The organism is Quatrionicoccus australiensis (assembly GCF_020510425.1).
Classification (GTDB): domain Bacteria; phylum Pseudomonadota; class Gammaproteobacteria; order Burkholderiales; family Rhodocyclaceae; genus Azonexus; species Azonexus australiensis_A.
In genome coordinates this window covers 2,432,200-2,458,213 of sequence record NZ_JAHBAH010000001.1, presented here as the reverse complement: position 1 = coordinate 2,458,213, position 26,014 = coordinate 2,432,200, and the positions used below count along the sequence as shown (strand labels likewise).

Genomic DNA, 26,014 nt, shown 5'->3' with positions numbered 1-26,014 from the left:
CCGTGATCGATGGCAAACCTGCGGTGACGCAGGGACGCAAAGCTTCCGATCTGGCTTGCCAGACAGCGGGGTTGCAAAATCAGCCAGAGGTCTCGGCCATCCGCCGAGAATGCACGTTCGTAACAGCGTGCGCCTCGCAGGTGGTCTTTCCGGATCAGACAGCAAAGGAAAGATCATGAAATTTCTCCCTGAACTCATCGTCCGAGTCGCCACCATCGTACTCGTCCTCGAATTCGTGCCGGCCTACGACAGCGTGATCAGCAGCCTGTTCAGCCAGGTGGCGGACGGCCTGAGCGTCGTCGAGCGGAGCATCTAAGGCGCCAGCGGCTGCTAGAATCGGCAACTGAAAAATGGCTGCCACCAGCGGTCGACCGTCCGAAATTGCCAAAAACCGACCCGCCCATGCGTATCTCCCGTTCCGAATACCTCGACCTGCCCGATGTCCGCCTGCATATCCGCCGCTGGGGCAACCCGCAGGCGCCCATGCTTTTCCTGCTGCACGGCTGGATGGACGTCTCCGCCTCCTTCCAGTTCGTCGTCGACGAACTGGCGCGCGACTGGAATATCGTCGCCCCCGACTGGCGCGGCTTCGGCAATTCGCAATGGCTGAACCGGCCGTATTTCTTCGCCGAACACCTCGGCGATCTTGAGGCCATCCTCGACCGTTACGCGCCGGATGGCCAGGTGCGTCTGGCCGGGCACAGCATGGGCGGCATCCTCGCCTGCCTGTATGCCGGCATCCGGCCGGAACGCGTTGAAAAGCTGATCACCCTCGAAGGTTTCGGCATCGCGCCGACTACGCCGGACATGGCGCCGGAGCGTTACGGCCAGTGGCTGGGCGCACTGCGCCAACCGCCACGCATGCACGCCTATGCCGACCGCGCCGCTTTCGCGCGCCGCCTGCTGGCCAGCGACCGCTTCCTGACGCCGGAGCGCGCCAGCTACCTGGCGCGTCACCTAGCCCGCATCGGCAACGGCGAGACCAAGAGCGGCCAGCGCAGGCACGGCATCATCTGGAACGGCGACGCCTGGCACAAGGCACCCGCCCCCTATCTGTTCCGCCTTGAGGAATCGATGGCGATCTGGAAACAGATCACCTGCCCGGTGCTCTGGGTGGCCGGCCGCCAGTCCTGGGTGGTGCGCGACTTCGCCGCCCGACCCGGCGACTGGGAAGCGCGCCAGGCCTGTTTCGCCAAGGTCGAAGAAGCCTGGATCGACGAGGCCGACCACATGCTGCATCACGACCAGCCGGCCGAAGTGGCGCGTCTGATCGAGACTTGGTTTACGACTTGAGCAGTTCTTCGCGCGCTATCTCGACCGAGTCGGCATAGCGCCAACAACGAACAACTGACGTACGCTGAAGCTAATTATCGGAATAGTCAAAAGGGGCGTCCAATACCTGAGCGCCCCTCCTGAGCGCCAACACTTACTGCGCAGGCACACCTTCCTTGAGATACATCGGCGAACGCGGCCCGAACAGGATGCCGCCGGGACGGCCTGCGCTCAATAGACGAGCGCTGGTTTGACCCGCAATCTGGTGCCCCTTGCTGCTAACCGTTTCCATGATCTGACGAACAGCCGCCTTGATCAACAAGCCAATCAGCCCGCCGCTGTTACCATCGCCCTCCGCGCTCGAGGCAGTGGCGGACCCAGCCCAAAGCAGGCGGCCCGTTCGCAAATCAACCAGCTTTGCTTCTGCCGTGACACGGGTTTCACTGGAAATAACCATGTACGCAGTGCCGTACTGTTTGACATTGATATAGAGCGCGGCGTCAGCACCGAATATTTCGCGCAACTTCGGTCCCGGAACCTGATGAATGTCTGGCGGAGTAGTCAGGCCATTCTGTTTGAAAGTCTCATCAACCAAAGCCACCGGAAACACGTAGTAACCCGACTCGGCCAGTGGCGCCGTTGCCTGGGACATCATGCTGTGGGTTGCGGTTATGTCAGGCGAGTTGTTAACCGGGGGCAAAACAAGGATGGATGCCGGCCGGGCTTCCTTGAACGCCGTATAGTCGTAGGGCGCACGCGTAGCACACCCCCCCAAGAGCATCGAGGCAGCAAGCACCATGAAAAAATACTGCGAAAAGCTTCGTTTGGCGTTCATTTTGGCGCCTTGTCGTTTTGATTTTTCTTCAGCAGGAAATCAACATAGACCGAGCTTTCCGGGAACTGCTGGCGCTCGGCCTGCAGATTCTGCTCGAACATGTCGGTGCGCCCGGTCTGCCCATACATCAGACCGAGGTGCGCCTGTAGCCCGGGCGGGACAGGCTTTCCTGTTGCCTTGGCTTCTTCGCGAACCCTTTCGAGACTTTGGATGACTTCTTCCGGCCCCTTGTCACCCTTGAAGTAGGCGTACTGTTGACTAGTGAAATCCCCCCAGTAATAGAGAGGCTGCGGGCGTGTTACGCAGCCCGACAGCATCACCACTACCGCGCTTGCAACAAGGGTGGAACTCAGCCCTGAGCGATTGTGCATCATCGTCATCCGCACCTTAGTTGGACGGACGCCAGGCACCGGCTTCGATACCATTCACCAAGCCATCGACGGCCTGACGGATGGCCAGATCGAGCACCTTGCCGTTAAGCGTGGAGTCATAGCTGGCCGTACCGCCAAAGCCAACAACTTCACGATTGGACAATGAGTATTCGCCTGCGCCTGCCGTTGAATAAACCACTTCCGAGGTCTCGACATCAACCACGTTCAAGGCCACCTTGGCATACGCGATTTGCTGCTTGCCGCGCCCCAGGATACCGAACAACTGGTGATCACCAACCTCCTTGCGGCCAAACTCGGTGACGTCGCCAGTAATCACATAACGTGCCCCCTTAAGCGCTTGCTGCTTCTTGCTGATAGCCGCTTCCTGCTTGATTTCGCTCATGTTCTCGCGATCCAGGACAGAGAAACGATTTGTTTGCTGCAGATGCGAAACCAGGACAGTCTTGGCCTGACTACCGAGGCGATCCACACCGTCCGAGAAGACACCGCGCATGAAGCTGGAACGGTTATCAAACTTGCCTACGGAAATCGGCTGGCGCACACCCACATACGGACGGGCGGCGGCAACGGTCTGCTGCGGAACGATTGTGCGGGAGTCTTCCGTCGCACAACCAGCAAGCATGGCCATCAATGCAGCACAACAAAGGCCGAGCAGTTTTTTGTTTTCAATCACGCTATTTCTCCTGTTTTTTCAGACTTCCTCGAAGCCGAACATATTACCCGAACATACAAAATCGACATGTAAATTCAACCAAGAAGCTCTCCATGAGACGATCTTGGCCAAATCAACACTTTACGAAAATGCTTTGTGAGCAGCCAGACTGCCGATCGGCCAAGCGCATCCCGATATCTTCCGCCGCAATGAATGGATGACGATCTGCAAGCCGCTCACCTGCCTCGTTCCCGGGGTTACAAGAGAACCGTCTGATCGAGACCTGGTTTAGGACTTGAGCAGTTCCTCGCGCGCCCCAAGCCAGCGCTTGAGGTGGCGCTCGGCGAGATCGGCGTGCTGGGTCAGCATTTCCTCGGCGACTTCGCGCGCCATCTCGACCAGGTCGGCATCCATTTCCAGATCGGCGTAGCGCAGCAGCGGCACACCGCTCTGGCGGGCACCGACGAACTCGCCGGGACCGCGGATCTGCAGGTCCTGGCGGGCGATCTCGAAGCCGTCGGTATTCTCGAAAATGATTTTCAGGCGCTGCCGCGCGATTTCGCCGAGCGGCCCGGCGTAGATCAGCACGCAGCTCGATTCGTACTGGCCGCGCCCGACCCGGCCGCGCAGCTGGTGCAGCTGCGACAGGCCGAAGCGTTCGGCGTGCTCGATCACCATCAGGCTGGCATTGGGCACATCGACGCCGACCTCGATCACCGTCGTTGCCACCAGTACATCGATGTCGCCGGCCGCGAAGGCGCTCATCACGGCCTGCTTCTCGTCGGCCTTGAGGCGACCGTGCACCAGGCCAACGGTCAACGCCGGCAAATCGGCCGAAAGCGTTTCGTAGGTTTCCTGCGCCGTCTGCAATTGCAGGGCTTCCGATTCCTCGATCAGCGGGCAGACCCAGTAGGCCTGGCGGCCCTCTTCGACCAGCTTCTGCACGAAGCCGACCACGTCCTGACGCCGATTGTCGGCGACCAGACGCGTCTTGATCGGCGTCCGGCCGGGCGGCAGTTCGTCGAGCACAGTGACGTCGAGATCGGCGTAATAACTCATCGCCAGCGTGCGCGGGATGGGCGTCGCCGACATCATCAGCTGGTGCGGATTCGCGCCCTTCTTGCGTAGCGCCAGGCGCTGCGCGACGCCGAAACGGTGCTGTTCGTCGACGATGGCCAGACCCAGTTTGGCGAAATCGACGCCATCCTGGATCAGGGCATGCGTGCCGACCACCAGTTGCGCATCGGCCGCCGTTGCCGCCAGCTGTTCGCGTTTGGCTTTCGACTTGAGGCTGCCCGACAGCCAGGCGACCTTGATGCCGAGCGGTTCCAGCCAATCCTTGAGCTTGAGGTAATGCTGCTCGGCGAGGATTTCGGTCGGCGCCATGAAGGCCGCCTGCCAGCCGGCCGAGATCGCCTGGCAGGCGGCGAGCGCCGCGACGATGGTTTTGCCGGCGCCGACGTCACCTTGGAGCAGACGCTGCATCGGGTAGGGCTGCGCGAGGTCGCCGGCGATTTCGGCCATCGCCCGCAACTGCGCACCGGTCAGGCCGAAGGGCAGGCTGTCGACCAGGCGGGCGCCGAGATCGTCCTGCGCCACCAGCACCGGCGCGCCCTGCTCGCGGCGGGCGAGGTAGGCGCGGCGCAAGGACATCTGCTGGGCGAGCACCTCGTCGAACTTGACCCGGCGCCAGGCCGGGTGATTGCGCGCATGCAGGGTGTCGAGATCGGTACCCGGCGGCGGCCGGTGCAAAAAACGCAGGCTGCGCGCCAGGGCCGGCAGCTTCAGGCGCTGGCGCAATTCGTCGGGTAAGGTGTCGGACAGGTCACCGACCTGCAGCGCCTTGCCGATCAGTTTCTGCAGCGCCGAATTGGCAACGCCAGCGGTCGACGGGTAAACCGGGGTCATTTCGTCGGGCAGCGGCTCGTCGTCGCGCACCTTGTGAAAACGGGGGTGCACCATCTCGGCGCCGAAGAAGCCGCCGCGCACCTCGCCAAAGGCGCGCACTTTCGCCCCGACCGCGAGCGCCGCCTGCTGGCTCGGGTAGAAGCTGAAGAAGCGCATGACCAACTCGCCACTATCGTCCACGGCATGCACGACCATCTGCCGGCGCGGCCGGTACTGCACCTCGCAACTGCTGACCACCACCTCAACCAGCACCGCTTCGCCCCAGGGCGCGTGCGCCACCGGCGTGATGCGCGTTTCGTCCTCGTAGCGCAGCGGCAGGTGCACCAGCAAATCGGCCTCGCTGTGGAGGCCGATCTTGGCGAGTTTCTTGAGCAGCGCTTCCGGCGCCCGGATCGCTGGCGAATCGGGCGGCACGGCAGGGGCCGCAGCCCCGGATTCCGGCATCAGCCGATGACCATCACCGCGTCGGCCTCGACCAGCGCAGCGCGCGGCAGTTCCTTGACGCCGACCGCGGCACGCGCCGGGAACGGCTCCTTGAAGTACTTGGCCATGGTTTCGTTGACCTTGGCGAAATTGGCCAGGTCGGTCAGGAAGACGTTGAGCTTGACGACATCGCCGAGCGAGCCGCCGGCCGCTTCGGCTACCGCCTTGAGATTCTCGAAGACGCGAACGATTTGCGCGTCGATACCGTCTACCATCTGCATGGAAGCCGGATCGAGGCCGATCTGCCCCGACAGGTACACGGTGTCGCCGACGCGCACGGCTTGCGAGTAGGTGCCGATGGCGGCCGGTGCGTTCGGGGTGGCGATGATGGTCTTGGCCATGTCTGCTTCCTGTCCTCAAAATTCAAAAACGCTATTTTAGACCTGACCCGCCATGAACCCACGTATCGAATCCCTGGAAAAAATGCTCGACGGCCCGCGCGACGGCGCCCTGCTCCGCTTTTCGCTGGGCAACGAATACCTCAAGGCTGGCGATCCGGCCGCCGCTGGAAAATGCTTCCAGGCCGCAGTCGACCGTGATCCGAACTATTCAGCCGCCTGGAAGGCACTCGGCAAGGCGCTCAATGAAGCCGGCGATGCGGCCGGCGCAGTCGCAGCCTATGAGCAGGGCATCGCCGTTGCCGAGGCGCGCGGCGATATTCAGGCGGCAAAGGAAATGACCGTGTTCGTTAAACGAATCCACTCATTAAAAAATTCATAGATGCTCTTGCTGCAAGGAAAAGCAAGGGTTTCCTGAGCCAGATCAAGTCAATTGGCATCAATTGCGCTACGCTCCGCCCTCGATCAATAAAACGCCGAGGGAGAAACATGAAGTCTTTTCTGAAACTGGCCGCCATGATGGCCATCGTCGCTTCGCTGACCACTGGCTGCGCCGTCAATCGTGCAACCGGCAGCGTCGAACCGGGCACCAACCTGGCCGCGCTGAAAACCATGTACGTCAAGAAACCGCAGGGCGATGACGGCGGCACCGGCGACCTGATCGCCGACAAACTGCGCAGCAAGGGTGTGACGGTTTCCAGCGGCACCGATGCCAACCCCAAGAATGTCGATGCAGTTGTCACCTACACCGACAAATGGATGTGGGACATCACCATGTACATGCTCGAACTGACCATCGTCATGCGCGACCCGGAAAGCAACTTCCCGAAAGCCAAGGGCAATTCGTACCACACCTCGCTGACACGCCTGTCGCCGAAGGAAATGGTCAATGAAGTGATCGACAACATCTACAAGGGAGCCAAGTAAATGCGCCGCTCAATATCCCGCGGTCTTTTGCTGCTGGCTGCCGCAGTGACAATTGCACTGACCGGCTGCTCCTCACCAGCCAACCGCTCCGCAATGACCCCGCAAGACCTGACGCTCGCCAAGCATCACCCGTACAGCCTCAAGGTTCAGACGGGCGGCGGTTCCGAAACAGGGGCCATGGACAGCGCCAATATTGCTGACGCTGACCTCAAGGCAGCCATCGAGGATGCGGTCACGCAAAGCAAACTGTTCAAGAGCATCGTGCAGGGTGCCGGTGGCGACTACGAGCTGAGCGTCAGTGTTACCTCACTGGCAAAGCCGGTCTTCGGCGCCACGTTCACCGTCGAGATGGAAACTGCCTGGTCACTGCAGCGCACATCGGATCGCAACATCGTCATGCGCAAGGCAATCCAGTCATCAGGGACAGCCACCATGGGCGACGCCTTCGTTGCGGTTACCCGACTACGCCTGGCGGTAGAAAATGCCGCCCGCGAAAACATAAAGCTGGGCCTGAAGGAAATTGCCGAACTGAAACTTTAATATTTCGTTACAAAAAGGCCCGGCCACGCAGTAGGCCGGGCCGCTGGCAGCCGCGTTATGTACTTACAACAACACCGGACCTGCCGCAATGACCCTTACCCGCACCATCGCCCGCCTGACCCTTGCCGCCGCACTGCTCGGCAGCCTGGGCGCCTGCACCGTCGCACCGGTGTATCCGGTAGGCTATCGGACGGCACCGGTCTATGTCGAAAGCTATCCGGCATATCGCAGTGCCCCACCTACCGTCTATTACCAGTACGAACAGGGATACAGGGGCAATTATCGGCAAGACTATTATCGTGATGATCGCCGCTATGACGATCGCCATTACGATAACCGCCGACCAAGCCACTCGCCGCTGGAAGAAGCCGCGCGCGTCCATCGCGATGTCCGGCGCAGCCTTGGCCTGCCGCGTCTGCCCGGCATGCCCTGAGCGATAAAGTTTAGTGCTTGCCAGCCCGGGGAGGGACGAGCACGGTTTCGACGCCCAGTTCCTTGAGTTTTGCCTGAGCCAGTTCCGCCTCCTGCCGGGTACGGAAGGGGCCAACCTGAACCCGGGTCTCAAGTGTCGAAGGTACACCGCTCAGGGTCAGCTTGGCGTGCAACTCCTCGGCCCGTTGCGGACTGGCAAAAACGCCAGCCTGGAGCAGGAAGCCTGAAAAAAGACGGGCAGCACCACTCGGCGCTTCGACCGGCATCTGGCGCGTCTCGACAATCCGGGCCGTTGGTTTGGGATTGGGCGCCAGCGTCGCGGGCGCTTGCACCGGAGCAAGCGGAACCTGACTCGGCGCAGCGGTTGATTCCGGAACCGGACGTAGCGGCTTTTGCACGGACGGAACAGGCGTTGGCGCTGGCACACTGGCCGGCGGCTTCGCGGCTCCAGCGGTCGACGGCTGCGCAGGCCGGTTTTCCTGCACGGGCGCCGGCTTGGGAACATCGGGTTTGGCGACTTCCGGCTTGGCAGCCTCGACAACGGCCGGCGGGACGGCAACTTGCGGAGGCGGCGGCGCTTCTGCAACCACCGCTGCCGGCGCGGGCGGCTCCGGCAATTCGGTGCTGGTGGTTACCGGCTGCGAGAGCGGCTTCTTCGGGGCGACCGGGACCGGGCTGGTAAACACCGGTTCATCCGGCTCTTCCTGCGGGGTCGAAAGATAATCGAAGAAGGCCAGCACGCCGAGCAGCAGCGCCACCATGACGCCGGCCACGGCCAGGCGCTGGATCAGCTTGTTGCGCAACTCGCCGGCGCTGTCTTCGCTTTCCGAATTTTCAGGCTTGTCTGTCATTGCCTACCTCACCGTTCCTGACTCTTGGCCAGCGCCACAACCAGTTCGGCCTCGGCACGGGCAATACCGCAGCGGTCGGCGATCATCGCCGGCTCGTAGCCAGCGGCCGCCATCTGCATCGCATCACCGTAAATCGGCGAAACCGACTGGGTTGCACGCAAATGTGCCAGTTCGTTCAACATGTCTTCCCGCAGCGCTGCCAGTTCGCCACGAATCGAGTCGAGCTCTTCACGCAGTTGGGCAACTTCCTGTTCCAACCCCTGCTGCAAGACCGTATCGGCAAGACGGGCGGGAGCGGCCTGCCATGGCTCGGGGGCAGAAGCAGGAGGAGGGATTTCCGCTTCCTCTTCCGCGAAAGGCGCTGCCGGCGTTACCGCCACGCTTGCCTTCCCGACCTTCTGCCCGGCCGCGGCTCGCAGGTGGCGCATGCGCAGCAGGACAAAAACCATGTACAGCGCAACCAGGGCGATCAGCACGATGACTGCTTCTCGCATCCCCAGCGTCACGCCGCCCATCTCCAGCGACAACGAATCAGAACCCTACCGAATACTGGGCACCGACAACATGGCCGCTGGCATCGTAACGACCAACCAGCAACCCCTGGTTGATACTCGGATCCTTCACGTGCAGATAGGAGTAGCCAACATCAATCTTGCCATGAGCGCCGGCATTCCACTGCGCGCCGAGCGACAGCCAGAGACGGCTGTTATCCGGCACGCGGGCCGAACGATCGGCATCTCGAACCGGCGTCTTGTCATAGGCGATACCGAACTTGAGCTTGGTCGTGTCGTTCAGCAGGTAAGCAGCGCCCCAGGCCAGGCGCCAGGCGTTCTTGTAGTTGAAGGTTTCGCTGGTGGCCAGGACGCCAGTATTCCGGTTATAGACATCAAGCGACTTCAACGAACTCCAGCGCGTATAGGACACATCGCCCATCGCTTCCCAGCGGTCGGAAACCTGCTGCCAGACGGAAAGGATGAAGGTATCCGGCAGTTTGATGTCAGCCCGCACCGGAGTCGTCACACCGGCTGTCGTCGCATCGCCTTCCAGCGTGTATTTGATCGCCGAACGGTAGGAGGCACCGACCCGCATGGCTGGCGAGAGGGTAAACAACGCACCGGCATTCCAGCCCCAGGCAGAATCATCACCCTTGAGGCGGGAAGTGGCCGGCCCCGGGATAGCCGAGGAGAGCTCGGCATTGATCGTCTGATAATTCAGGCCAAAACCCAGCGAAACCTTGTCACTAACGCGATAGGCCACCGATGGGTTGTAATTGACAGTCTTGATTTCCGACTTAAGCGACTCGAAGCGACCGATCCAGTTATCCTTGTACTCGGTCGACAGGCCGAAAGGCGCCGAAATGCCAAAGCCCAGCGTCCAGTCCGGTGCGACTTGCCAGGACAGATAGCCATTCGGTACCGCCGCCCAGCTGCCGGCATCGCCGCCATCACCATTGGCGCCAACATCGCCGCGGAACTTGTAGCTCGGCTTGACGCCATTGACCCCGGCGGAGAACTGGAAGCCCGACAGCTGCGTCATGCCAGCCGGATTGAAGAAAATGGTACTGGCGTTGTCGGCCACCGCTGCCGAACCGGCATACGCCGTGCCCAGACCGCTGGCATTCTGCTCCCAGAGCTGAAAAGCCGAGGCCGAAGCGGCGCCGGAAAAGGCAATCAGCAACAGGGCCGGCACGGTACGCAACGTCATTTTCTTCATTACTTCACTCCCTCGAAGGCGGGCATATTGATTAACCGCCCGATTTTATTACATTTTCAAGCCTTTTCGGCTGGAAGCTGGCGCTTCTTGCCGGCGGCGTCGATCGCCACGTAGGTCAGCTCGGCTTCGGTCACCTTGACGACAACCGGATCGGCGTAATTGCGTTCGGCATAGACCTCAACCTTGACCGTGATCGAGGTCGCGCCAACCCGCACGATATCGGCATAAAGACTGACGATATCGCCGACCGAAACCGGCTGCTTGAACAGGAAGGAATTGACCGATACCGTCGCCACCCGACCGCGCGCCCGGCGCATGGCGGGAATCGCACCGGCTACGTCGACCTGGGCCATGACCCAGCCGCCGAAAACGTCGCCGTTCTGATTGAGATCGGCCGGCATCGGCACGACACGCAGCGTGGAATGCTTTTCCGGCAGGGTGAGACGGTCGACGTCCATGATTTGCCCAATTTCAAAATAAAAGCGGATTTTCGCGGAAAGCGGCCAGTTTTCATATACTGGCGAGTCGAGCAAATTCCAGCAAAGCAGATCCCCATGCGTCACAGCACCGCCCTCCCCAAGCCACCGGCTGGTCAGCCCCTGCCCGAGCGCCATGTCTGGCTGACCTTGCGCACGCTGTTCCCCTATCTCTGGCGCTATCGCCTGCGCGTTCTCGCCGCGCTCGGCTGCCTGGTCGGCGCCAAGGTCGCCAATGTCGGCGTACCGATGATCTTCAAGGAGATGATCGATGGCCTCTCCGGCCAGCAACAGCTGCTCGCGCTGCCCGCCCTGCTGCTGGCGCTGTACGGCCTGCTACGCTTCTCCACGGCAATGTTCACCGAGCTGCGCGAAATCCTCTTTGCCCGCGTCACCCAGCGCGCCGTCCGCCAGGTTTCGCTGGAAGTGTTCGGCCATTTGCACTCGCTGAGCCTGCGCTTTCATCTCGAGCGCCAGACCGGCGGCGTGTCGCGTGACATCGAGCGCGGCTCGCGCTCGATCTCCAGCCTGATTTCCTACACGCTGTATTCCATCCTGCCGACCCTGGTCGAAATCGGCCTCGTGCTCGGCATCCTGTTCGTCAAGTACGACATCGGCTACGTGCTGATCACGCTCGTTTCGCTGCTCGCCTACATCGTGTTCACGGTCAGGGTCAGCAACTGGCGCATCGACATCCGGCGTGCCGTTAATGAAAACGACTCGGCCGCCAACAGCCGGGCGGTCGACAGCCTGCTCAACTACGAAACGGTCAAGTACTTCAACAACGAAGCCTGGGAAGCCCGCCGTTACGACGAGCAACTGCTCAAATGGGAAGACGCGGCAACCCGCAGCCAGACCACGCTCGCCTTCCTCAATCTCGGCCAGCAGGCGATCATCGCGCTCGGCGTCACCGCCATGATGTGGCGCGCTGCGAGCGGCGTCGTCGCCGGCACGATGACGATCGGCGACCTTGTACTGGTCAATGCCTTCCTGATCCAGCTCTACATGCCGCTCAATTTCCTCGGCATCGTCTACCGCGAAATCCGCCAGGCGCTGACCGACATCGAGCGCATGTTCAACCTGCTCAAGACCGATCGTGAAATCGCCGACGCCCCGGATGCGCGAGAGCTGCCGGGCGGCCCGCTGCAGATCAATTTCGATGCGGTCGACTTCGCCTACGAGCCGGAAAGGGCGATCCTGAAAAAGCTCAGTTTCGCCGTCGAGCCGGGCAGAACGGTGGCCGTGGTCGGTCACTCCGGGGCCGGCAAATCGACCCTGTCACGCCTGCTCTATCGCTTCTACGACGTCAGCGGCGGCGCCATCCGGATCAACGGGCTCGACCTGCGCAGTCTAAAACAGACCAGCCTGCGCGCCGCGATCGGCATCGTGCCGCAGGACACCGTGCTGTTCAACGACAGCATTTTCTACAACATCAACTATGGCCGCCCCGAGGCGAGCCGCGAGGAAGTCATCACCGCGGCGCGCGCGGCGCAACTGCACGACTTCATCGAGTCGCTGCCGCAGAAATACGAAACCAGGGTCGGCGAGCGTGGCCTCAAGCTTTCCGGCGGCGAAAAACAGCGCGTCGCGATTGCCCGCGCCCTGCTCAAGAATCCGCCCATCCTGATTTTCGACGAAGCCACCTCGGCCCTCGACTCAGCCACCGAGCGCGCCATCCAGGGCCAGCTCGAACTGGCCGCCGTCGGCCGGACGACCCTGACCATCGCGCACCGCCTGTCGACGGTGATGAACGCCCACGAAATCCTGGTCATGAGTGACGGCCGCATCATCGAGCGTGGCACGCACGCCGCCCTGCTCGAAGCGGGTGGCAGCTATGCCCGCATGTGGACCTTGCAGCAACAGGAAGACCAGACCACCCCGGACGCGCGATAATCGCCGTTTGAGAATTTCGGAAGCCGCCCCGTCAATGTCACGCCATCAAATTACCGCAACAAGTGATCGACGCAACGCGGCGCGCTGGTTGTGGTCATTGCTGGTTTTCGTACTACTGGCCGGCGCGACGCTGGCCGCCTGGCGCTGGCAGTCGGATATCGTCAACGCCGCGCGCGAGGAAAGCAACATCCGCGAAAGCGCGGCCCAAACCGCCGAAATCCGCAACCACCTGCGGCTGCAAGGCCAGTTCCTGCGCTCGCTGCAAGCCTTTGCAACCGCCAACGGCGGGCAGGATTCTGCTGCGTGGCAACGTTTCACCAAGGAAATCGACATTGCCCGCAATCTGACCGGGCTGTTTGCATTTGCCTATGCGCCAGCGGTCTACCCTGCTGAACGGGCAAAATTCCTTGCCGCCAAAGCAGCGGGCGGGCACCGCGATTTCCAGATTTATCCGCCCGCAGGCGATGAGCTTGCATTACCCGTCACTTTTATCGCGCCAGACAACCAGGATTTGCGATCGGCCATCGGCTTCAACCTGCTCTCCGAAAATATCCGGCGAGAAGCGATAGAACAGGCCATCGCCAGCCACGACATCATCCTGTCCGGCCCCATCACACTGATTATCGACCAGAAGGCTCAGCGCACCAGTTTTCAGCTGATTCAGGCGGTCTACCGTCCCGGCATGCCGCTCAACAACGTGGCTGAACGGCGCCTTGCCTTCAGTGGCGTCGTGCTTTGCGCCTACCATGTCGATGAGTTCATTGCCTCGCTTAGCCACAACCGGCACAGCCAGTTCGGCCTGAAAATATACGATGACGGCGGCAATTACCGCCCCGATCCGCCGGTTCCTCCGCAACTGATGTTCACTTCGCAAACCGCCAGCGAAGCGGAGACGAGCGAGCAGATCCTGCATCACGAGATCGATTTCGGCGGCCGCAACTGGATACTGCATTATGGCCAGGCTCGAATACAGGAAGCCGCGGGAGGATTCGATACGGCCAAGCTGATCCTCTACGGTGGCCTGCTCGCCAGCCTGTCGCTCGCCTTTCTGGTCTTCCATCAGGCCAGCCAACGCCAGCGAGCAGAACGCTATGCCCGGCGAATCACGGCCGATCTGAGACATTCGGAAGAGCGCCTTCGCCTGGCCAATGCCGGCTCCAATGACGGCTTGTGGGACCAGAACCTGCAGACCGGCGAAGACTACATGTCACCCCGCATGGCGGAAATATTCGGGTTTCCCGCCACCGCCATGCCGGATTCGGTGGCCGCCTACATCGAGCGCATTCATCCGGTCGATGCCGGCAAACGCCGACTTGCCCTGCGCCGTCACTTCCGCGAGCAGACCGCGTTCGATGTCGAACTGCGCATCATCAAGCCGCACAACGCGGAAGGCTGGGTACGAATCAGGGGCGAAGCGGTACGCGACAGCACCGGCAAGCCGATCCGGATTGCCGGATCGGTGTCCGACATTACCGAGCGCAAGGATTTCGAGGCGGCACTGCTCGCCGCCAATCTTCTGATGCAATCCGTTCTCGACGCCGCGACGGAAGTTGCCATCATTTCCTGCCAACCGGATGGCCTGATTACCGTATTCAACAAGGGAGCCGAAAAAATGCTCGGCTACTCCGCCACGGAGATGCTTGGCCAGCAAACACCGCTGATCATCCATGACCCGCAGGAGGTCGCCAGTCGCGCAACCGAGCTGAGCGAGGAACTCGGCGAGCCTGTTGCAGGCTTTGACGCTTTTGTCGCAGTCGCCCGACTGCACGAGTCGGAGCAGCGCGAATGGAGTTATATCCGCAAGGATGGCCGGCGCCTGAGCGTGGTCCTCGTGGTCACCACCCAGCGCAACATTTCTGGTGAAATCTGCGGCTATCTGGGTATTGCCGTCGACATTTCGGACCGCAAGGAGGCGCTACGCGAGCTGCAGCTACACCGCGACCACCTGCAGGAACGCGTTGCCGAACGGACAATCAGGCTCAATGAGGCGCTCCGCCAGGCGCAGGGTGCCAATATTGCCAAATCGGAGTTTCTCGCCAACATGTCCCACGAGTTGCGCACCCCGATGCACGCCATCCTGAGTTTTTCCGAGCTGGGCAAGGACAGGGCCGATGCCAGCAATCACGAAAAGCTCGCCCAGTATTTCAGTCGGATTGGCCAAAGCGCGCAGCGCCTGCTGGCACTCATCAATGAACTGCTCGATCTCTCCAAGCTGGAGGCCGGACGCACCAAGCTTGACCACAAGGCAACCGAGTTGCTTGCTTTGGTCAAACATGCCTGCGCCCAACTCGACTCGCTGTTGCAGACCCGCAAACTGACTCTGGCGATCGACTGCACAACGCTGCAAAGCGAAGTGATCTGTGACCCACTGCGCATCGAGCAGGTGATCCACAATCTGATGGCCAATGCGATCAAGTTTTCCCCCTCTGGAGGCCACATCGCAATACAACTGTTCGCGAGCCAGTTGCCCGACGGTCAACCCGATGAAAATGGCAAAATTCAGCCGGCACTAGGTATCCGTTTCATTGATCAGGGCCTGGGCATTCCGCCTGACGAACTGGAGAGCATTTTCGGCAAATTCGTCCAGAGCCGGCTTACCAAGACCGGAGCGGGTGGTACCGGCCTCGGGCTGGCGATCTGCCGGGAGATAGTTGTGCTGCACCGTGGTACGATTGTTGCCGGAAATAGCGCCGGGGGCGGAGCCTGTTTTACCGTTACCTTGCCACTCAATCCCTGGACAGATTAGTCGGGCCGACATGAACAAATCACGGGTACTGGTTGTAGACGACGAGGAGTTGAACCTCGAAATTCTTTGCGAATACTTCGACAGCGAGAACAATTTTTCCTTGCGCACCGCCGCTGATGGCGAGGCCGCCTGGCAGATCCTGCTTGATCCGGCCGAAAGCTTCGATGTCATCCTCCTTGACCGCATGATGCCGGGTCTGGATGGCATCGGCTTGCTGCGGCGCATCAAGGAAACACCACGTCTCGCCGACATTCCGGTCATCCTGCAAACAGCGGCCGACACCGCCAGCGAGATTCGCGAAGGGCTGGAAGCCGGGGCTTATTACTACCTGACGAAGCCTTACCGACGTGACGCACTGTTTGCGATCGTACATGCCGCACTGACTGACGCCAAAGCCCACGACTCCTTGCGCCGGCGGCTCAATGACCACATTAATTCGCTGCAATTCCTGACCCAGGGCGATTTTTCCATTCGCACCATCGAAGAGGCCGGCCAACTCGCTTCCTTCATCGCCCAGGCCTGCCCCGATGCCGACCGCGCCGTACTGGGCATCTCCGAACTGCTGATCAATGCGGTTGAACATGGCAACCTCGGCTTGAGTTACCAGGAAAAATCAACACTCAAACTCGAAGACTGCTGGCAAGCGGAAATCGATCGTCGCCTGGCGCTTCCCGACAATGTCGCCAAGCGGGTAAAAATCAATTTCATCCGTAGCACCAATGACATCACCCTGCGCATCACGGATCAAGGCAGCGGATTTGCCTGGCAGGACTTTCTCGAATTCTCGCCCGAACGTGCTTGCGACCCGAATGGCCGGGGGATTGCCCTCGCCCGCATGATGAGCTTTGCCAGCATCAGCTATGAAGGTTGCGGCAATATCGCGGTAGCCACCATTCCTTCCGACTCTCCAAAGAATTAGGATTTACTGCCGATCATGAGTCAGGTAATGAACAAGATGAAGGTGCTGGCGGTTGATGACAACCGGACCAACCTGCATATTCTTCAGGTCTTTCTGAAGAAACTGGGACACGATGTCATTCTTGCCGAAAACGGCGAGGAAGCCGTGCGCCGCTTTGAGGCCGATGCCCCCGATCTGGTCCTGCTCGACATCATGATGCCGATCATGGATGGCTTCGAAGCCGCACGCCGCATCAAGGGAATGACGCGTGAGCGGTGGACGCCCATCATCTTCCTGTCGGCCCTCAATCGTGATGAAAACCTGGTCGAAGGACTCGATGCCGGCGCGGACGACTATCTGACCAAGCCGATCAACTTCGTCGTACTTGAAGCCAAGTTGCGCTCGGTGCAACGCTCGCTCGGCATGCAACAGGAATCCATCGACTCACTGCGCCGCGTTCAGACCATTTCCGACAACGTTCTGGACACCATTATCACGGTCGATGAAAAAGGTACCATTGCGTCGGTCAACCGCTCCGCGACGCGCACTTTCGGCTGGCAGGTCAGCGAGTTGATCGGCCAGAACGTCAATATACTGCTGCCGGAACCTTATCGCAGCGAGCACGACGGCTATATGGCCCGCTATGCGGCCAAGGGGTTTGGCACCGTGATCGGTACTGAACGCGAACTCGAAGCCCTGCACAAGGATGGCCACCATTTTCCGGTAACTCTCGGGATCAACGAGATCATTCTCGATAACAAGAGAATGTTCATCGGCGTGATCCGGGACATTTCGGATCGCAAGATTGCCGAACAAAAGCTGCACGAAAATGCGCGCTTGCTGCAGGCCTACTACGACCAGACCCAGAATGAACAACATCTCGCCATGCGCCTGATGGAGAAGCAGTTGCATCGGCATGGGCTCACCGACGAGCGCCTCAAATACAAAGTGATTGCGGCCGAAAGCTTCAGTGGCGACATCGTGGCCGCAAGTCGCTCCCCGGAAGGGCGCTTTTACGCCCTCCTCGCCGATGCAACCGGTCATGGTCTGACGGCGGCCATCAGCGCGCTGCCTGTGCTGGCAATTTTTTATCGCCTTGCCCGACGCAACCATACCGTGCGCGAAATCATTCTCGAACTCAACCAGCAGTTGAAAGAATCGATGCCGGTTGGACGCTTCGTTGCAGCGACCCTGGTTTGTCTGGATGAAGAGGCTAGAACCGGCGAAATCTGGGTGGGCGGAACCCCGGAAGCTTTCCTGTTCGACCGCTGGGGGCGCTCCGAAAAAGTCTTCGCGCCAGCGAATTTGCCACTCGGCATTGTCAGCAATGAAGAGATGGATTGCCAACCGGTCAACTTTACCTGGAGCGCAGAAAGCCAGATCGTTCTTTGTTCGGATGGCCTGCTCGAAGCACGCAACCGGGAAGGCGCCCAATTCGAGGTTTCCGGAATCACCAACGCCGTCGCCAACACCTCGCCAAGTGCCCGCTTCGAACAAATCGACGCTGCGCTAACCAAGCACCTTGATGGAATGCTGGCGACCGATGACGTATCGCTGATGGTCATTGATTGCCCGTGACACGGGAAATGTGAACGAAAAAAAGGCCGGGAATTCCCGGCCTTTTCAATTTTGTCTGAAATGCTTATTCAGCAGTTTCATCCACTTCCACAGCCTCTGCAGGCTCCGGACGATCAAGCAGCTCGACAAAAGCCATCGGCGCATTGTCGCCAACGCGGAAGCCACACTTCAGGATGCGAAGGTAGCCACCCGGACGCGTTGCGTAACGCGGGCCGATTTCGGCGAACAGCTTGACCACGATTTCGCGGTCACGCAGACGGTCAAAGGCCAGACGCTTGTTAGCCAGCGTCGGCTTCTTGCCGAGGGTGATGATCGGTTCAACAACACGGCGCAGTTCCTTGGCCTTCGGCAACGTGGTCTTGATGGCCTCGTGCTTGAGCAGGGAAACAGTCATGTTGCGCAGCATCGCCAGGCGATGGCTGCTGGTACGGTTGAGTTTGCGAAGTCCCAAACGGTGACGCATGGTTAATCCTTTCTATGTTCTGCAGGCGTCCCTTGACGGCCCGAGCCGGAAAAGGTCCTTAGACCTTTTCCAGACCGGCGGGCGGCCAATTTTCCAATTTCATGCCTAGAGTCAAGCCACGTGCGGCGAGCACTTCCTTGATCTCGTTCAACGACTTGCGACCCAGATTCGGAGTCTTGAGAAGTTCATTCTCGGTACGCTGAATAAGATCGCCGATGTAGTAAATGTTCTCGGCCTTGAGACAGTTCGCAGAGCGAACGGTCAGTTCGAGATCATCAACCGGACGGAGCAGGACCGGATCAACCTGGGCCGGCTTGGAAGCCTCGGCCACAGGAGCGGTACCTTCCAGATCGGCGAAGACGGAGAGTTGTTCCATCAGCACGCGAGCAGCGTAGCGAATGGCCTCTTCCGGCTCGACAACACCGTTGGTTTCGATATCAACGATCAGCTTGTCCAGATCGGTACGCTGTTCGACGCGAGCGCTTTCAACAGCGTAGGCAACGCGACGGATCGGGCTGAACGAAGCGTCCAGCACGAGCTTGCCGATGGTCTTGGAATCGCCCAGATTACGAACGTTACCCGGGACATAGCCGCGACCCTTCTCGACCTTGATGTCCATGGTCAGCTTGCCGCCAGGAGAAAGGTGAGCGATCACGTGTTCCGGATTGATGATTTCGACGTCATGCGGCAATTCGATATCGCCGGCACGAACAGCGCCTTCACCTTCCTTGACCAGATTGAGCGTTACCACATCGCGGTTGTGCAACTTGAATACGATACCCTTGAGGTTCAGAAGGATGTCAACGACATCTTCCTGAACACCATCAACGGTGGAGTACTCGTGAAGCACACCCTCGATACCGACTTCGGTCGGTGCGTAACCCGGCATGGACGACAACAGGATGCGACGCAGGGCATTGCCCAGGGTGTGACCGTAGCCGCGTTCGAACGGCTCCATCACAACCTTGGCTTGCACCGGCGAAACGCTCTGCACATCGATAATGCGGGGTTTCAGAAGTCCACTGCTTTGCATGGGCTAAATTCCTCAGCTCAGTGATTACTTCGAGTAAAGTTCGATGACGAGACCTTCGTTCAGGGTCGACGGCAGCTCGGAGCGCTGCGGCATGGCCTTGAACGTTCCCTTGCCTTCCTTGACATCCACGGCAACCCATTCCGGGAAACCACGGGACTCGGCAGCTTCGAGAGCAGCCTTGCAACGCAGGGAAGCACGGGCACGGTCGGTCAGTTGCACCACGTCACCCGGTTTGACCAGGAACGACGGGATGTTGACGCGCTTGCCGTTAACCAGAACGCCGTTGTGACGAACGATCTGACGGGACTCGGTGCGCGAAGCACCAAAGCCCATGCGGTAAGCAACGGAGTCGAGACGAGCTTCGAGCAGTTGCAGAAGGTTTTCACCAGTCTGACCCTTGCGGCGATCAGCTTCGGCGAAAGTCCTGCGGAACTGGCCTTCCAGCACGCCGTAGACACGACGGATTTTTTGCTTTGCACGCAGGTGAACGCCGTAGTCAGACAGACGGGCACCAGACTTCTGGCCGTGTTGGCCAGGTGCATAAGAACGACGCTCAATGGCGCACTTGTCGGTGAAGCACTTTTCGCCCTTGAGGAAAAGCTTTTCGCCTTCGCGGCGGCACTGACGGCATTTCGGATCGAGATTACGAGCCACTTGTCTTTCTCCTTAAATGCGGCGCTTTTTGGGCGGACGGCAACCGTTGTGCGGCACCGGCGTCACGTCGGAAATGGAGGTGATTTTCATGCCCAGTGCGTTGAGCGCACGGACAGAGGATTCACGACCAGGACCGGGGCCCTTGATGCGAACTTCAACGTTCTTGACGCCACATTCCTGAGCAGCCTTACCGGCGGCTTCAGCAGCAACCTGAGCAGCGAACGGGGTCGACTTGCGCGAACCGCGGAAGCCGGCACCACCGGACGTTGCCCAAGACAGCGCATTGCCTTGACGGTCGGTAATGGTAATGATGGTGTTGTTGAAAGAGGCGTGGATGTGGGCAATGCCCTCGGCCACGTTCTTCTTAACTTTTTTGCGAACTTTGGTAGCAGTCTTAGCCATGTTCTGTCCCTATTACTTCTTGCCAGCGATGGCTTTGCGCGGGCCCTTGCGGGTACGTGCATTCGTACGGGTGCGCTGGCCACGGCAGGGCAAGCCCTTGCGATGGCGCAGACCACGGTAGCAACCGAGGTCCATCAGACGCTTGATGTTCATGGTGACTTCGCGGCGCAGATCACCTTCAACAGTGAACTTGCCTACTTCATCACGCAAACGATCCATGTCCGCATCGGACAGGTCTTTCATTTTGGTAGAACGAACGATACCGGCCGCGTCACAGATTTTTTGTGCGCGGGTACGGCCGATGCCAAAAATCGCAGTGAGAGCGATTTCTGCATGCTGATGGTTCGGAATGTTTACCCCTGCAATACGGGCCATTGAATCACTCCACTATTTCGAAAATTAACAAATGCCGGACAATGTCAGGGAATTAACCTTGACGCTGCTTATGACGCGGGTCCTTGCAAATGACACGTACGACACCCTTGCGACGGATGACTTTGCAGTTGCGGCATACGCGCTTCACTGAAGGTTGCACTTTCATGTTTCACTCCTCGTCTGCGGGGCTTGGAAGCAGCCGTGTTTCCTTACCCTGCGGTTTATTGCGTAGAGAATCTTTACTTGGCGCGGAAAACTATCCGCGCCTTGGTTAAATCGTAAGGCGTCAGTTGCACGGTAACCTTGTCACCGGGGAGGATGCGGATGTAGTGCATACGCATCTTCCCGGAGATAAAACCGTGCACGATATGGCCATTTTCCAGCTTCACCTTGAAGGTGGCATTCGGGAGGTTTTCTACGACCTCCCCCAGCATTTCAATGTAATCTTCCTTGGCCATACGTTTTTACTTGATCATTGGCGATCCCTTGAAATTGGCTTTCTTCAAGAGACTTTCATATTGGTGCGACATGACATAAGCCTGGACCTGGGACATGAAGTCCATGGTCACGACCACGATAATCAAAAGCGAAGTACCGCCGAAATAAAACGGAACGTTCCACTTCAGAATCAAAAATTCGGGCAACAAACAAACGACGGTAATGTATGCAGCACCAATCAGAGTCAGGCGCATCAAAATCTTGTCGATGTAGCGCGCAGTTTGCTCGCCCGGACGGATCCCGGGAACGAAAGCACCGCTCTTCTTCAGGTTGTCAGCGGTCTCTTTCGAATTGAAGACCAGCGCCGTGTAGAAAAAACAGAAGAAGACAATAGCGGCAGCGTACAGCATGACATAGATAGGCTGACCAGGGGAAAGCGTACCCGCGACGTCCTTCAACCAATGCATCGAATCGCTAGAACCGAACCAGCCAGCAACCGTTGCCGGGAAGAGAATGATCGACGAAGCAAAGATCGGCGGAATAACGCCTGACATGTTCAGTTTGAGCGGCAGATGCGAGCTCTGACCGCCATAAATCTTGTTGCCAACCTGGCGCTTGGCGTAATTGACCAGAATCTTGCGTTGACCGCGCTCGACAAACACCACGAAGGCAGTAACAACGACAACGAGCAAGCAGATGACCAGCGCAGTCAGCGGATGCATAGCACCGGTACGAACGAGTTCGAGCAGGCCGCCGATGGCATTTGGCAGGCCGGCGGCGATACCACCAAAGATGATGATCGAGATACCGTTACCCAAGCCACGCTCGGTAATTTGTTCTCCGAGCCACATGAGGAACATGGTTCCGGTAACCAGCGTGGTAACCGTCGTCAAGCGAAACAGGAAACCAGGATCGGAAACCAGCCCCGGCTGGGCCTCCAGTGCAACAGCAATACCCAAGCCCTGGAAAACGGCAAGAGCCAGCGTACCGTAACGAGTGTATTGCGTAATCTTGCGACGCCCGGCTTCACCTTCTTTTTTGAGAGCTTCCAGTTGCGGGCTGGCTACACTCATCAACTGCATGATGATCGAAGCCGAAATGTACGGCATGATCCCCAGCGCAAAGATGGTGAAACGCGACAGGGCACCCCCCGAGAACATGTTGAACATGCCCAGGATGCCGCCCTTCTGCGTATTGAAGAGATCGGAAAGAACGTTGGGATCAATCCCGGGAACCGGAATGTGCGCGCCAATGCGATACACAACCAGAGCACCGAGCAGGAACCAAAGGCGGCGCTTCAGATCGCCGAATTTACCGCCCTTGCCAACAGTATTGGGATTTGCTGCCAACGTTCTACCTCTTCGTCTTACTCAGCGACCGCGCCGCCGGCGGCTTCGATTGCAGCCTTGGCACCCTTGGTGGCACCAACGCCCTTGAGCGTCACCTTACGGGTGATAGCGCCCGACAGGATGACTTTGGCAGCCAGTGCATCACCAGGAACGATGCCGGCTGCTTGCAACGACAGCAGGTCGATTTCGTCGATCGGCAGGCGATCCAGGTCAGTCAGACGAACTTCGTAGTGACGGGCACGGGTCATGGAATTGAAACCGCGCTTCGGCAGACGACGTTGCAAAGGCATTTGACCGCCTTCGAAACCGACCTTGTGGAAACCGCCGGAACGGGATTTCTGGCCCTTGTGACCACGGCCACAAGTCTTGCCGAGGCCGGAACCGATGCCGCGACCAACGCGCTTGGCGGCCTTCTTGGAGCCTTCAGCGGGCTTGATGGTGTTCAGACGCATGGCTTAACCCTCAACCTTAACGAGATACTGAACCTTCTGGATCATGCCGCGGACAGCCGGCGTATCTTCCAGTTCAGCGGAACTGTTCAGCTTGCGCAGCCCCAGACCGCGCACGGTGGCGCGATGGTCCTGCTTGGTGCCGATGATGCTCTTGACGAGCGTCACTTTGATTTTCTTGTCAGCCATGCCTTACCCCTGGATCTGTTCGACCGAGAGACCGCGCTTGGCGGCGATTTCGGCCGGCGTGTTGACCTTCGACAAACCGTCGATGGTAGCGCGCACGATGTTGTAGGGATTGGTCGAGCCGTGGGCCTTGGCAACAACGTTGGTCACGCCAACGACTTCGAAGACAGCGCGCATTGCGCCGCCAGCGATGATGCCTGTACCTTCAGGAGCCGGCTGAATCATGACGGTGGTTGCACCGTGACGACCCATCACGGTGTGATGCACCGTACCGCTCTTCAGGCTGACTTTGGCCATCTTGCGACGCGCCTCTTCCATTGCCTTTTGCACGGCAACCGGCACTTCGCGGGACTTGCCCTTGCCCATGCCGATGCCACCGTCGCCGTCGCCGACCACCGTCAAAGCTGCGAAACCGAGGATGCGACCGCCCTTCACCACTTTGGTGACGCGGTTAACCGCAACCATCTTCTCGCGCATGCCGTCATCACGCTCTTCAGCTTGCTGCGGCTTCTTGTTTCTTTCAGGTTTAGCCATTTTCTAACCTTATCCTTTCGCGGCGATCAGAACTTCAGACCGGCTTCACGCGCAGCTTCCGCCAACGCTTGAACACGACCATGGTACTGAAGACCGGAACGATCAAAAGCCACCTGCTCAATACCAGCGGCCTTGGCGCGCTCGGCAATCAGCGTGCCAATCTTGGTGGCAGCAGCCTTGTTACCGCCGTTCGGGAGGTCCTTGCGAACATCCTTATCCAGCGAGGAAGCCGATGCCAGAACTTCGCCACCAGTGGCAGAAATGATCTGTGCATAGATGTGCAGGTTCGTGCGATTAACGCACAGACGCACAGCCTTGAGCTCGGCAATTTTGGCCCGGGTTTGGCGGGAACGGCGCAGACGCGCTTGTTTCTTATTAAACATATGCCACCCTTACTTCTTCTTGGTTTCCTTGATGACCACCACTTCGTCCGAGTACCGAACGCCCTTGCCCTTGTAGGGCTCCGGCTTGCGATATGCACGAACTTCGGCGGCAACCTGGCCGACCTGCTGCTTGTCCGAACCCTTGATCAGGATTTCGGTCTGGGTCGGACACTCAACTTTCACACCAACAGGCATCTTGTGCGCCACGGGATGCGAGAAGCCGAGCGACAGGTTCAGGACATCGCCCTGAGCCTGGGCGCGGTAACCCACGCCAACCAACTGCAGCTTTCTTTCAAAACCCTTGGAAACACCGGTCACCATATTGTTGAGGTTGGCACGCATGGTGCCCCACATGGCGCTGCCATTTACAGCACCTTCAACTTTGGAAACCTGGACGCTTTGACCCTCAACAACAACCTGAACTGAGGGGTGGGCGGCGGTCTTGAGGATGCCCAGAGGGCCCTTGACCGTAATCTGCTCACCAACCGTCACTTCAACGCCGACGGGGACGACAATAGGATTCTTACCAATACGAGACATGGTTCCTCCGTTATGCCACGATGCAAAGAACTTCGCCGCCAACCTTGCTGGCACGAGCCTTGCGATCAGTCATGACACCCTTGGGCGTGGAAACAATCGCCACACCAAGACCGTTCATGACACGGGGAATATCGTCACAACCCTTGTAAATACGCAGACCAGGCTTGGAAACACGCTCGATACGCTCGATAACCGGGCGACCTGCGTAGTACTTCAAACCAATCTCAAGAGTTGCCTTACCATCAGCTTCGCGAACAACGAACTCGTCAACGTAACCTTCGTCCTTGAGGACGGCTGCAATAGCAACCTTCACCTTGGAAGACGGCATGGAGACAGACGCCTTCTCGGCGAGCTGGGCGTTACGGATGCGAGTCAGCATGTCCGCGATAGGATCGCTCATAGCCATTTCTGAATCTCCTCTTACCAGCTGGCTTTAACAACACCCGGAACTTCGCCACTGAAGGCGAGCTCACGAATCTTGTGACGGCACAGACCGAATTTACGGAAAACACCACGCGGACGACCGGTCAGCTGGCAGCGGTTGCGCAAACGAGACGGGCTCGAGTTACGCGGCAGAGCCTGAAACTTCAGACGAGCGTCATAGCGCTCCTGGTCAGAGAGGCTTGCATCGTTGATTATCGCCTGGAGTGCAGCACGCTTTTTAGCGAACTGCGCCACCATTTTGCGGCGCTTTTCTTCACGGTTGATCAGAGCAAGTTTTGCCATGACTGCCTCAATTCTTGAACGGGAACTTGAACGCTGCGAGCAGAGCTTTCGCTTCTGCATCGGTCTTTGCGGTCGTGGTGATACTGATATTCATGCCCCGGAGAGCATCGATCTTGTCGTACTCGATTTCCGGGAAAATGATCTGTTCTTTGACGCCCATGTTGTAGTTACCCTGGCCATCAAAGCCCTTGCCGGAGATACCACGGAAGTCGCGAACACGCGGCAAAGCGACGGTAACCAGACGATCAAGGAACTCGAACATGCGGGGACCACGCAGGGTAACCATACAACCGATCGGATAACCATCACGAATCTTGAAGCCAGCAATGGACTTGCGGGCCTTGGTCGTAACCGGCTTCTGACCTGCGATCTTCTGCATGTCGCCAACGGCATTCTCGAGTACTTTTTTGTCAGCCACAGCCTCACCAACACCCATGTTCAGGGTGATCTTGGTGATACGCGGCACTTCCATCACTGACTTGTAGCCGAATTGCTTCGACATGTCGCCAACGACGGTTTCTTTGTAAAACTGCTGCAAACGCGCCATG

Annotated in this window: 35 protein-coding genes and 1 riboswitch; of the genes, 10 read left to right on the top strand and 25 right to left on the bottom strand. The window is 59.1% G+C overall.

Annotation, left to right across the window (positions count from 1 at the left end; translation table 11 throughout):
• Window position 1 precedes the first annotated feature (1 nt).
• Window positions 2–79, top strand: a riboswitch (cyclic di-GMP riboswitch).
• Window positions 80–175: 96 nt separating this feature from the next.
• Window positions 176–316, top strand: coding sequence for a hypothetical protein (locus KIG99_RS11860; RefSeq protein WP_226460332.1), 141 nt, complete (start codon window positions 176–178; stop codon window positions 314–316).
• An 86-nt stretch (window positions 317–402) separates the two neighbouring features.
• Window positions 403–1,293 carry an alpha/beta fold hydrolase gene (locus KIG99_RS11855; RefSeq protein WP_226460331.1) on the top strand — a complete coding sequence of 297 codons (891 nt, stop codon included), beginning with the start codon at window positions 403–405 and terminating at the stop codon, window positions 1,291–1,293.
• A 133-nt stretch (window positions 1,294–1,426) separates the two neighbouring features.
• On the opposite strand, the gene KIG99_RS11850 is transcribed toward KIG99_RS11855, so the two are convergent.
• The 5 genes from KIG99_RS11850 to KIG99_RS11830 all read right to left on the bottom strand — a co-directional run bounded on the left by KIG99_RS11850 (window position 1,427) and on the right by KIG99_RS11830 (window position 5,883).
• Entirely contained in the window at window positions 1,427–2,107 is a 681-nt protein-coding gene (locus KIG99_RS11850) for a DUF799 domain-containing protein (RefSeq protein ID WP_226460330.1), read from the bottom strand.
• Window positions 2,104–2,481: a DUF4810 domain-containing protein gene (locus KIG99_RS11845; protein ID WP_226460329.1), complete on the bottom strand. Its 378-nt coding sequence runs from the start codon at window positions 2,479–2,481 to the stop codon at window positions 2,104–2,106. Before KIG99_RS11845 ends, KIG99_RS11850 begins: the two co-directional genes overlap by 4 nt.
• 13 nt (window positions 2,482–2,494) lie before the next feature.
• Window positions 2,495–3,172, bottom strand: a complete 678-nt coding sequence (locus KIG99_RS11840; RefSeq protein WP_226460328.1) for a CsgG/HfaB family protein — start codon at window positions 3,170–3,172, stop codon at window positions 2,495–2,497.
• A 267-nt stretch (window positions 3,173–3,439) separates the two neighbouring features.
• Entirely contained in the window at window positions 3,440–5,503 is a 2,064-nt protein-coding gene (gene recG, locus KIG99_RS11835) for an ATP-dependent DNA helicase RecG (RefSeq protein WP_226460327.1), read from the bottom strand.
• Window positions 5,503–5,883 carry a RidA family protein gene (locus KIG99_RS11830; protein ID WP_226460326.1) on the bottom strand — a complete coding sequence of 127 codons (381 nt, stop codon included), beginning with the start codon at window positions 5,881–5,883 and terminating at the stop codon, window positions 5,503–5,505. Before KIG99_RS11830 ends, recG begins: the two co-directional genes overlap by 1 nt.
• Before the next feature lie 52 nt (window positions 5,884–5,935).
• Between KIG99_RS11830 and KIG99_RS11825 the strand changes: the two genes are divergently transcribed.
• The 4 genes from KIG99_RS11825 to KIG99_RS11810 all read left to right on the top strand — a co-directional run bounded on the left by KIG99_RS11825 (window position 5,936) and on the right by KIG99_RS11810 (window position 7,780).
• The gene (locus tag KIG99_RS11825; RefSeq protein ID WP_226460325.1) at window positions 5,936–6,262 is read left to right on the top strand and encodes a tetratricopeptide repeat protein; all 327 of its coding nucleotides are present in this window, start codon (window positions 5,936–5,938) and stop codon (window positions 6,260–6,262) included.
• Between the two features lie 107 nt (window positions 6,263–6,369).
• Window positions 6,370–6,807: a hypothetical protein gene (locus tag KIG99_RS11820; RefSeq protein ID WP_226460324.1), complete on the top strand. Its 438-nt coding sequence runs from the start codon at window positions 6,370–6,372 to the stop codon at window positions 6,805–6,807.
• Complete coding sequence (locus KIG99_RS11815) at window positions 6,808–7,347, top strand: hypothetical protein (protein ID WP_226460323.1); 540 nt, start codon at window positions 6,808–6,810, stop codon at window positions 7,345–7,347.
• An 88-nt stretch (window positions 7,348–7,435) separates the two neighbouring features.
• Entirely contained in the window at window positions 7,436–7,780 is a 345-nt protein-coding gene (locus tag KIG99_RS11810) for a hypothetical protein (RefSeq protein WP_226460322.1), read from the top strand.
• A gap of 10 nt (window positions 7,781–7,790) precedes the next feature.
• Here the strand turns inward: KIG99_RS11810 and KIG99_RS11805 are convergent, their stop codons facing one another.
• Genes KIG99_RS11805 through KIG99_RS11790 form a run of 4 tightly spaced genes read right to left on the bottom strand, consistent with a single transcriptional unit; the run spans window position 7,791 to window position 10,801 of the window.
• Entirely contained in the window at window positions 7,791–8,630 is an 840-nt protein-coding gene (locus tag KIG99_RS11805) for an SPOR domain-containing protein (RefSeq protein WP_226460321.1), read from the bottom strand.
• Window positions 8,631–8,638: 8 nt separating this feature from the next.
• The gene (locus tag KIG99_RS11800; RefSeq protein ID WP_226460320.1) at window positions 8,639–9,157 is read right to left on the bottom strand and encodes a DUF2802 domain-containing protein; all 519 of its coding nucleotides are present in this window, start codon (window positions 9,155–9,157) and stop codon (window positions 8,639–8,641) included.
• 4 nt (window positions 9,158–9,161) lie between these two features.
• Window positions 9,162–10,343 (bottom strand): OmpP1/FadL family transporter, encoded by a 1,182-nt coding sequence (locus KIG99_RS11795; RefSeq protein WP_226460319.1) that lies wholly within the window; start codon window positions 10,341–10,343, stop codon window positions 9,162–9,164.
• A gap of 56 nt (window positions 10,344–10,399) precedes the next feature.
• Entirely contained in the window at window positions 10,400–10,801 is a 402-nt protein-coding gene (locus KIG99_RS11790) for an acyl-CoA thioesterase (protein WP_226460318.1), read from the bottom strand.
• Between the two features lie 96 nt (window positions 10,802–10,897).
• Here KIG99_RS11790 and KIG99_RS11785 point away from each other — a divergent pair, with 96 nt between their 5' ends.
• Genes KIG99_RS11785 through KIG99_RS11770 form a run of 4 tightly spaced genes read left to right on the top strand, consistent with a single transcriptional unit; the run spans window position 10,898 to window position 17,934 of the window.
• Window positions 10,898–12,712 carry an ABCB family ABC transporter ATP-binding protein/permease gene (locus tag KIG99_RS11785; protein WP_226460317.1) on the top strand — a complete coding sequence of 605 codons (1,815 nt, stop codon included), beginning with the start codon at window positions 10,898–10,900 and terminating at the stop codon, window positions 12,710–12,712.
• 34 nt (window positions 12,713–12,746) lie between these two features.
• Window positions 12,747–15,458 carry a CHASE domain-containing protein gene (locus KIG99_RS11780; protein ID WP_226460316.1) on the top strand — a complete coding sequence of 904 codons (2,712 nt, stop codon included), beginning with the start codon at window positions 12,747–12,749 and terminating at the stop codon, window positions 15,456–15,458.
• A 10-nt stretch (window positions 15,459–15,468) separates the two neighbouring features.
• Window positions 15,469–16,377: a response regulator gene (locus KIG99_RS11775; RefSeq protein ID WP_226460315.1), complete on the top strand. Its 909-nt coding sequence runs from the start codon at window positions 15,469–15,471 to the stop codon at window positions 16,375–16,377.
• A 15-nt stretch (window positions 16,378–16,392) separates the two neighbouring features.
• Window positions 16,393–17,934, top strand: coding sequence for a SpoIIE family protein phosphatase (locus KIG99_RS11770; protein WP_226460314.1), 1,542 nt, complete (start codon window positions 16,393–16,395; stop codon window positions 17,932–17,934).
• A gap of 64 nt (window positions 17,935–17,998) precedes the next feature.
• Here KIG99_RS11770 and rplQ read toward each other — a convergent pair whose 3' ends face one another.
• The 16 genes from rplQ to rplE all read right to left on the bottom strand — a co-directional run bounded on the left by rplQ (window position 17,999) and on the right by rplE (window position 26,013).
• Window positions 17,999–18,397, bottom strand: a complete 399-nt coding sequence (gene rplQ, locus KIG99_RS11765) for a 50S ribosomal protein L17 (RefSeq protein WP_226442117.1) — start codon at window positions 18,395–18,397, stop codon at window positions 17,999–18,001.
• Window positions 18,398–18,455: 58 nt separating this feature from the next.
• The gene (locus KIG99_RS11760; protein ID WP_226442116.1) at window positions 18,456–19,430 is read right to left on the bottom strand and encodes a DNA-directed RNA polymerase subunit alpha; all 975 of its coding nucleotides are present in this window, start codon (window positions 19,428–19,430) and stop codon (window positions 18,456–18,458) included.
• A gap of 24 nt (window positions 19,431–19,454) precedes the next feature.
• Window positions 19,455–20,084, bottom strand: coding sequence for a 30S ribosomal protein S4 (gene rpsD / locus KIG99_RS11755; RefSeq protein ID WP_226442115.1), 630 nt, complete (start codon window positions 20,082–20,084; stop codon window positions 19,455–19,457).
• 12 nt (window positions 20,085–20,096) lie between these two features.
• Window positions 20,097–20,486, bottom strand: coding sequence for a 30S ribosomal protein S11 (rpsK, locus tag KIG99_RS11750; RefSeq protein ID WP_011286111.1), 390 nt, complete (start codon window positions 20,484–20,486; stop codon window positions 20,097–20,099).
• 12 nt (window positions 20,487–20,498) lie between these two features.
• Window positions 20,499–20,861, bottom strand: coding sequence for a 30S ribosomal protein S13 (gene rpsM, locus KIG99_RS11745; RefSeq protein ID WP_117607664.1), 363 nt, complete (start codon window positions 20,859–20,861; stop codon window positions 20,499–20,501).
• A 52-nt stretch (window positions 20,862–20,913) separates the two neighbouring features.
• On the bottom strand, window positions 20,914–21,027 hold the full coding sequence (gene rpmJ / locus KIG99_RS11740; RefSeq protein ID WP_028994206.1) for a 50S ribosomal protein L36: 114 nt from the start codon (window positions 21,025–21,027) through the stop codon (window positions 20,914–20,916).
• A 73-nt stretch (window positions 21,028–21,100) separates the two neighbouring features.
• Window positions 21,101–21,319 carry a translation initiation factor IF-1 gene (gene infA, locus KIG99_RS11735; RefSeq protein WP_226442114.1) on the bottom strand — a complete coding sequence of 73 codons (219 nt, stop codon included), beginning with the start codon at window positions 21,317–21,319 and terminating at the stop codon, window positions 21,101–21,103.
• Between the two features lie 6 nt (window positions 21,320–21,325).
• On the bottom strand, window positions 21,326–22,648 hold the full coding sequence (secY, locus tag KIG99_RS11730; protein ID WP_226442113.1) for a preprotein translocase subunit SecY: 1,323 nt from the start codon (window positions 22,646–22,648) through the stop codon (window positions 21,326–21,328).
• Between the two features lie 17 nt (window positions 22,649–22,665).
• A complete protein-coding gene (rplO, locus tag KIG99_RS11725; RefSeq protein WP_226460313.1) occupies window positions 22,666–23,100 on the bottom strand; it encodes a 50S ribosomal protein L15 in 435 nt (144 codons plus the stop codon).
• A gap of 3 nt (window positions 23,101–23,103) precedes the next feature.
• The gene (gene rpmD, locus KIG99_RS11720) at window positions 23,104–23,286 is read right to left on the bottom strand and encodes a 50S ribosomal protein L30 (RefSeq protein WP_226418153.1); all 183 of its coding nucleotides are present in this window, start codon (window positions 23,284–23,286) and stop codon (window positions 23,104–23,106) included.
• Between the two features lie 3 nt (window positions 23,287–23,289).
• Entirely contained in the window at window positions 23,290–23,817 is a 528-nt protein-coding gene (gene rpsE, locus KIG99_RS11715) for a 30S ribosomal protein S5 (RefSeq protein ID WP_226460312.1), read from the bottom strand.
• Between the two features lie 26 nt (window positions 23,818–23,843).
• Complete coding sequence (gene rplR, locus KIG99_RS11710) at window positions 23,844–24,200, bottom strand: 50S ribosomal protein L18 (protein WP_226442110.1); 357 nt, start codon at window positions 24,198–24,200, stop codon at window positions 23,844–23,846.
• 9 nt (window positions 24,201–24,209) lie between these two features.
• On the bottom strand, window positions 24,210–24,740 hold the full coding sequence (gene rplF / locus KIG99_RS11705; RefSeq protein WP_226460311.1) for a 50S ribosomal protein L6: 531 nt from the start codon (window positions 24,738–24,740) through the stop codon (window positions 24,210–24,212).
• 10 nt (window positions 24,741–24,750) lie between these two features.
• Window positions 24,751–25,146: a 30S ribosomal protein S8 gene (rpsH, locus tag KIG99_RS11700; RefSeq protein ID WP_226442108.1), complete on the bottom strand. Its 396-nt coding sequence runs from the start codon at window positions 25,144–25,146 to the stop codon at window positions 24,751–24,753.
• A 14-nt stretch (window positions 25,147–25,160) separates the two neighbouring features.
• Window positions 25,161–25,466 (bottom strand): 30S ribosomal protein S14, encoded by a 306-nt coding sequence (gene rpsN, locus KIG99_RS11695; protein ID WP_226460310.1) that lies wholly within the window; start codon window positions 25,464–25,466, stop codon window positions 25,161–25,163.
• Between the two features lie 7 nt (window positions 25,467–25,473).
• Window positions 25,474–26,013: a 50S ribosomal protein L5 gene (rplE, locus tag KIG99_RS11690; RefSeq protein WP_226442106.1), complete on the bottom strand. Its 540-nt coding sequence runs from the start codon at window positions 26,011–26,013 to the stop codon at window positions 25,474–25,476.
• Window position 26,014 lies beyond the last annotated feature (1 nt).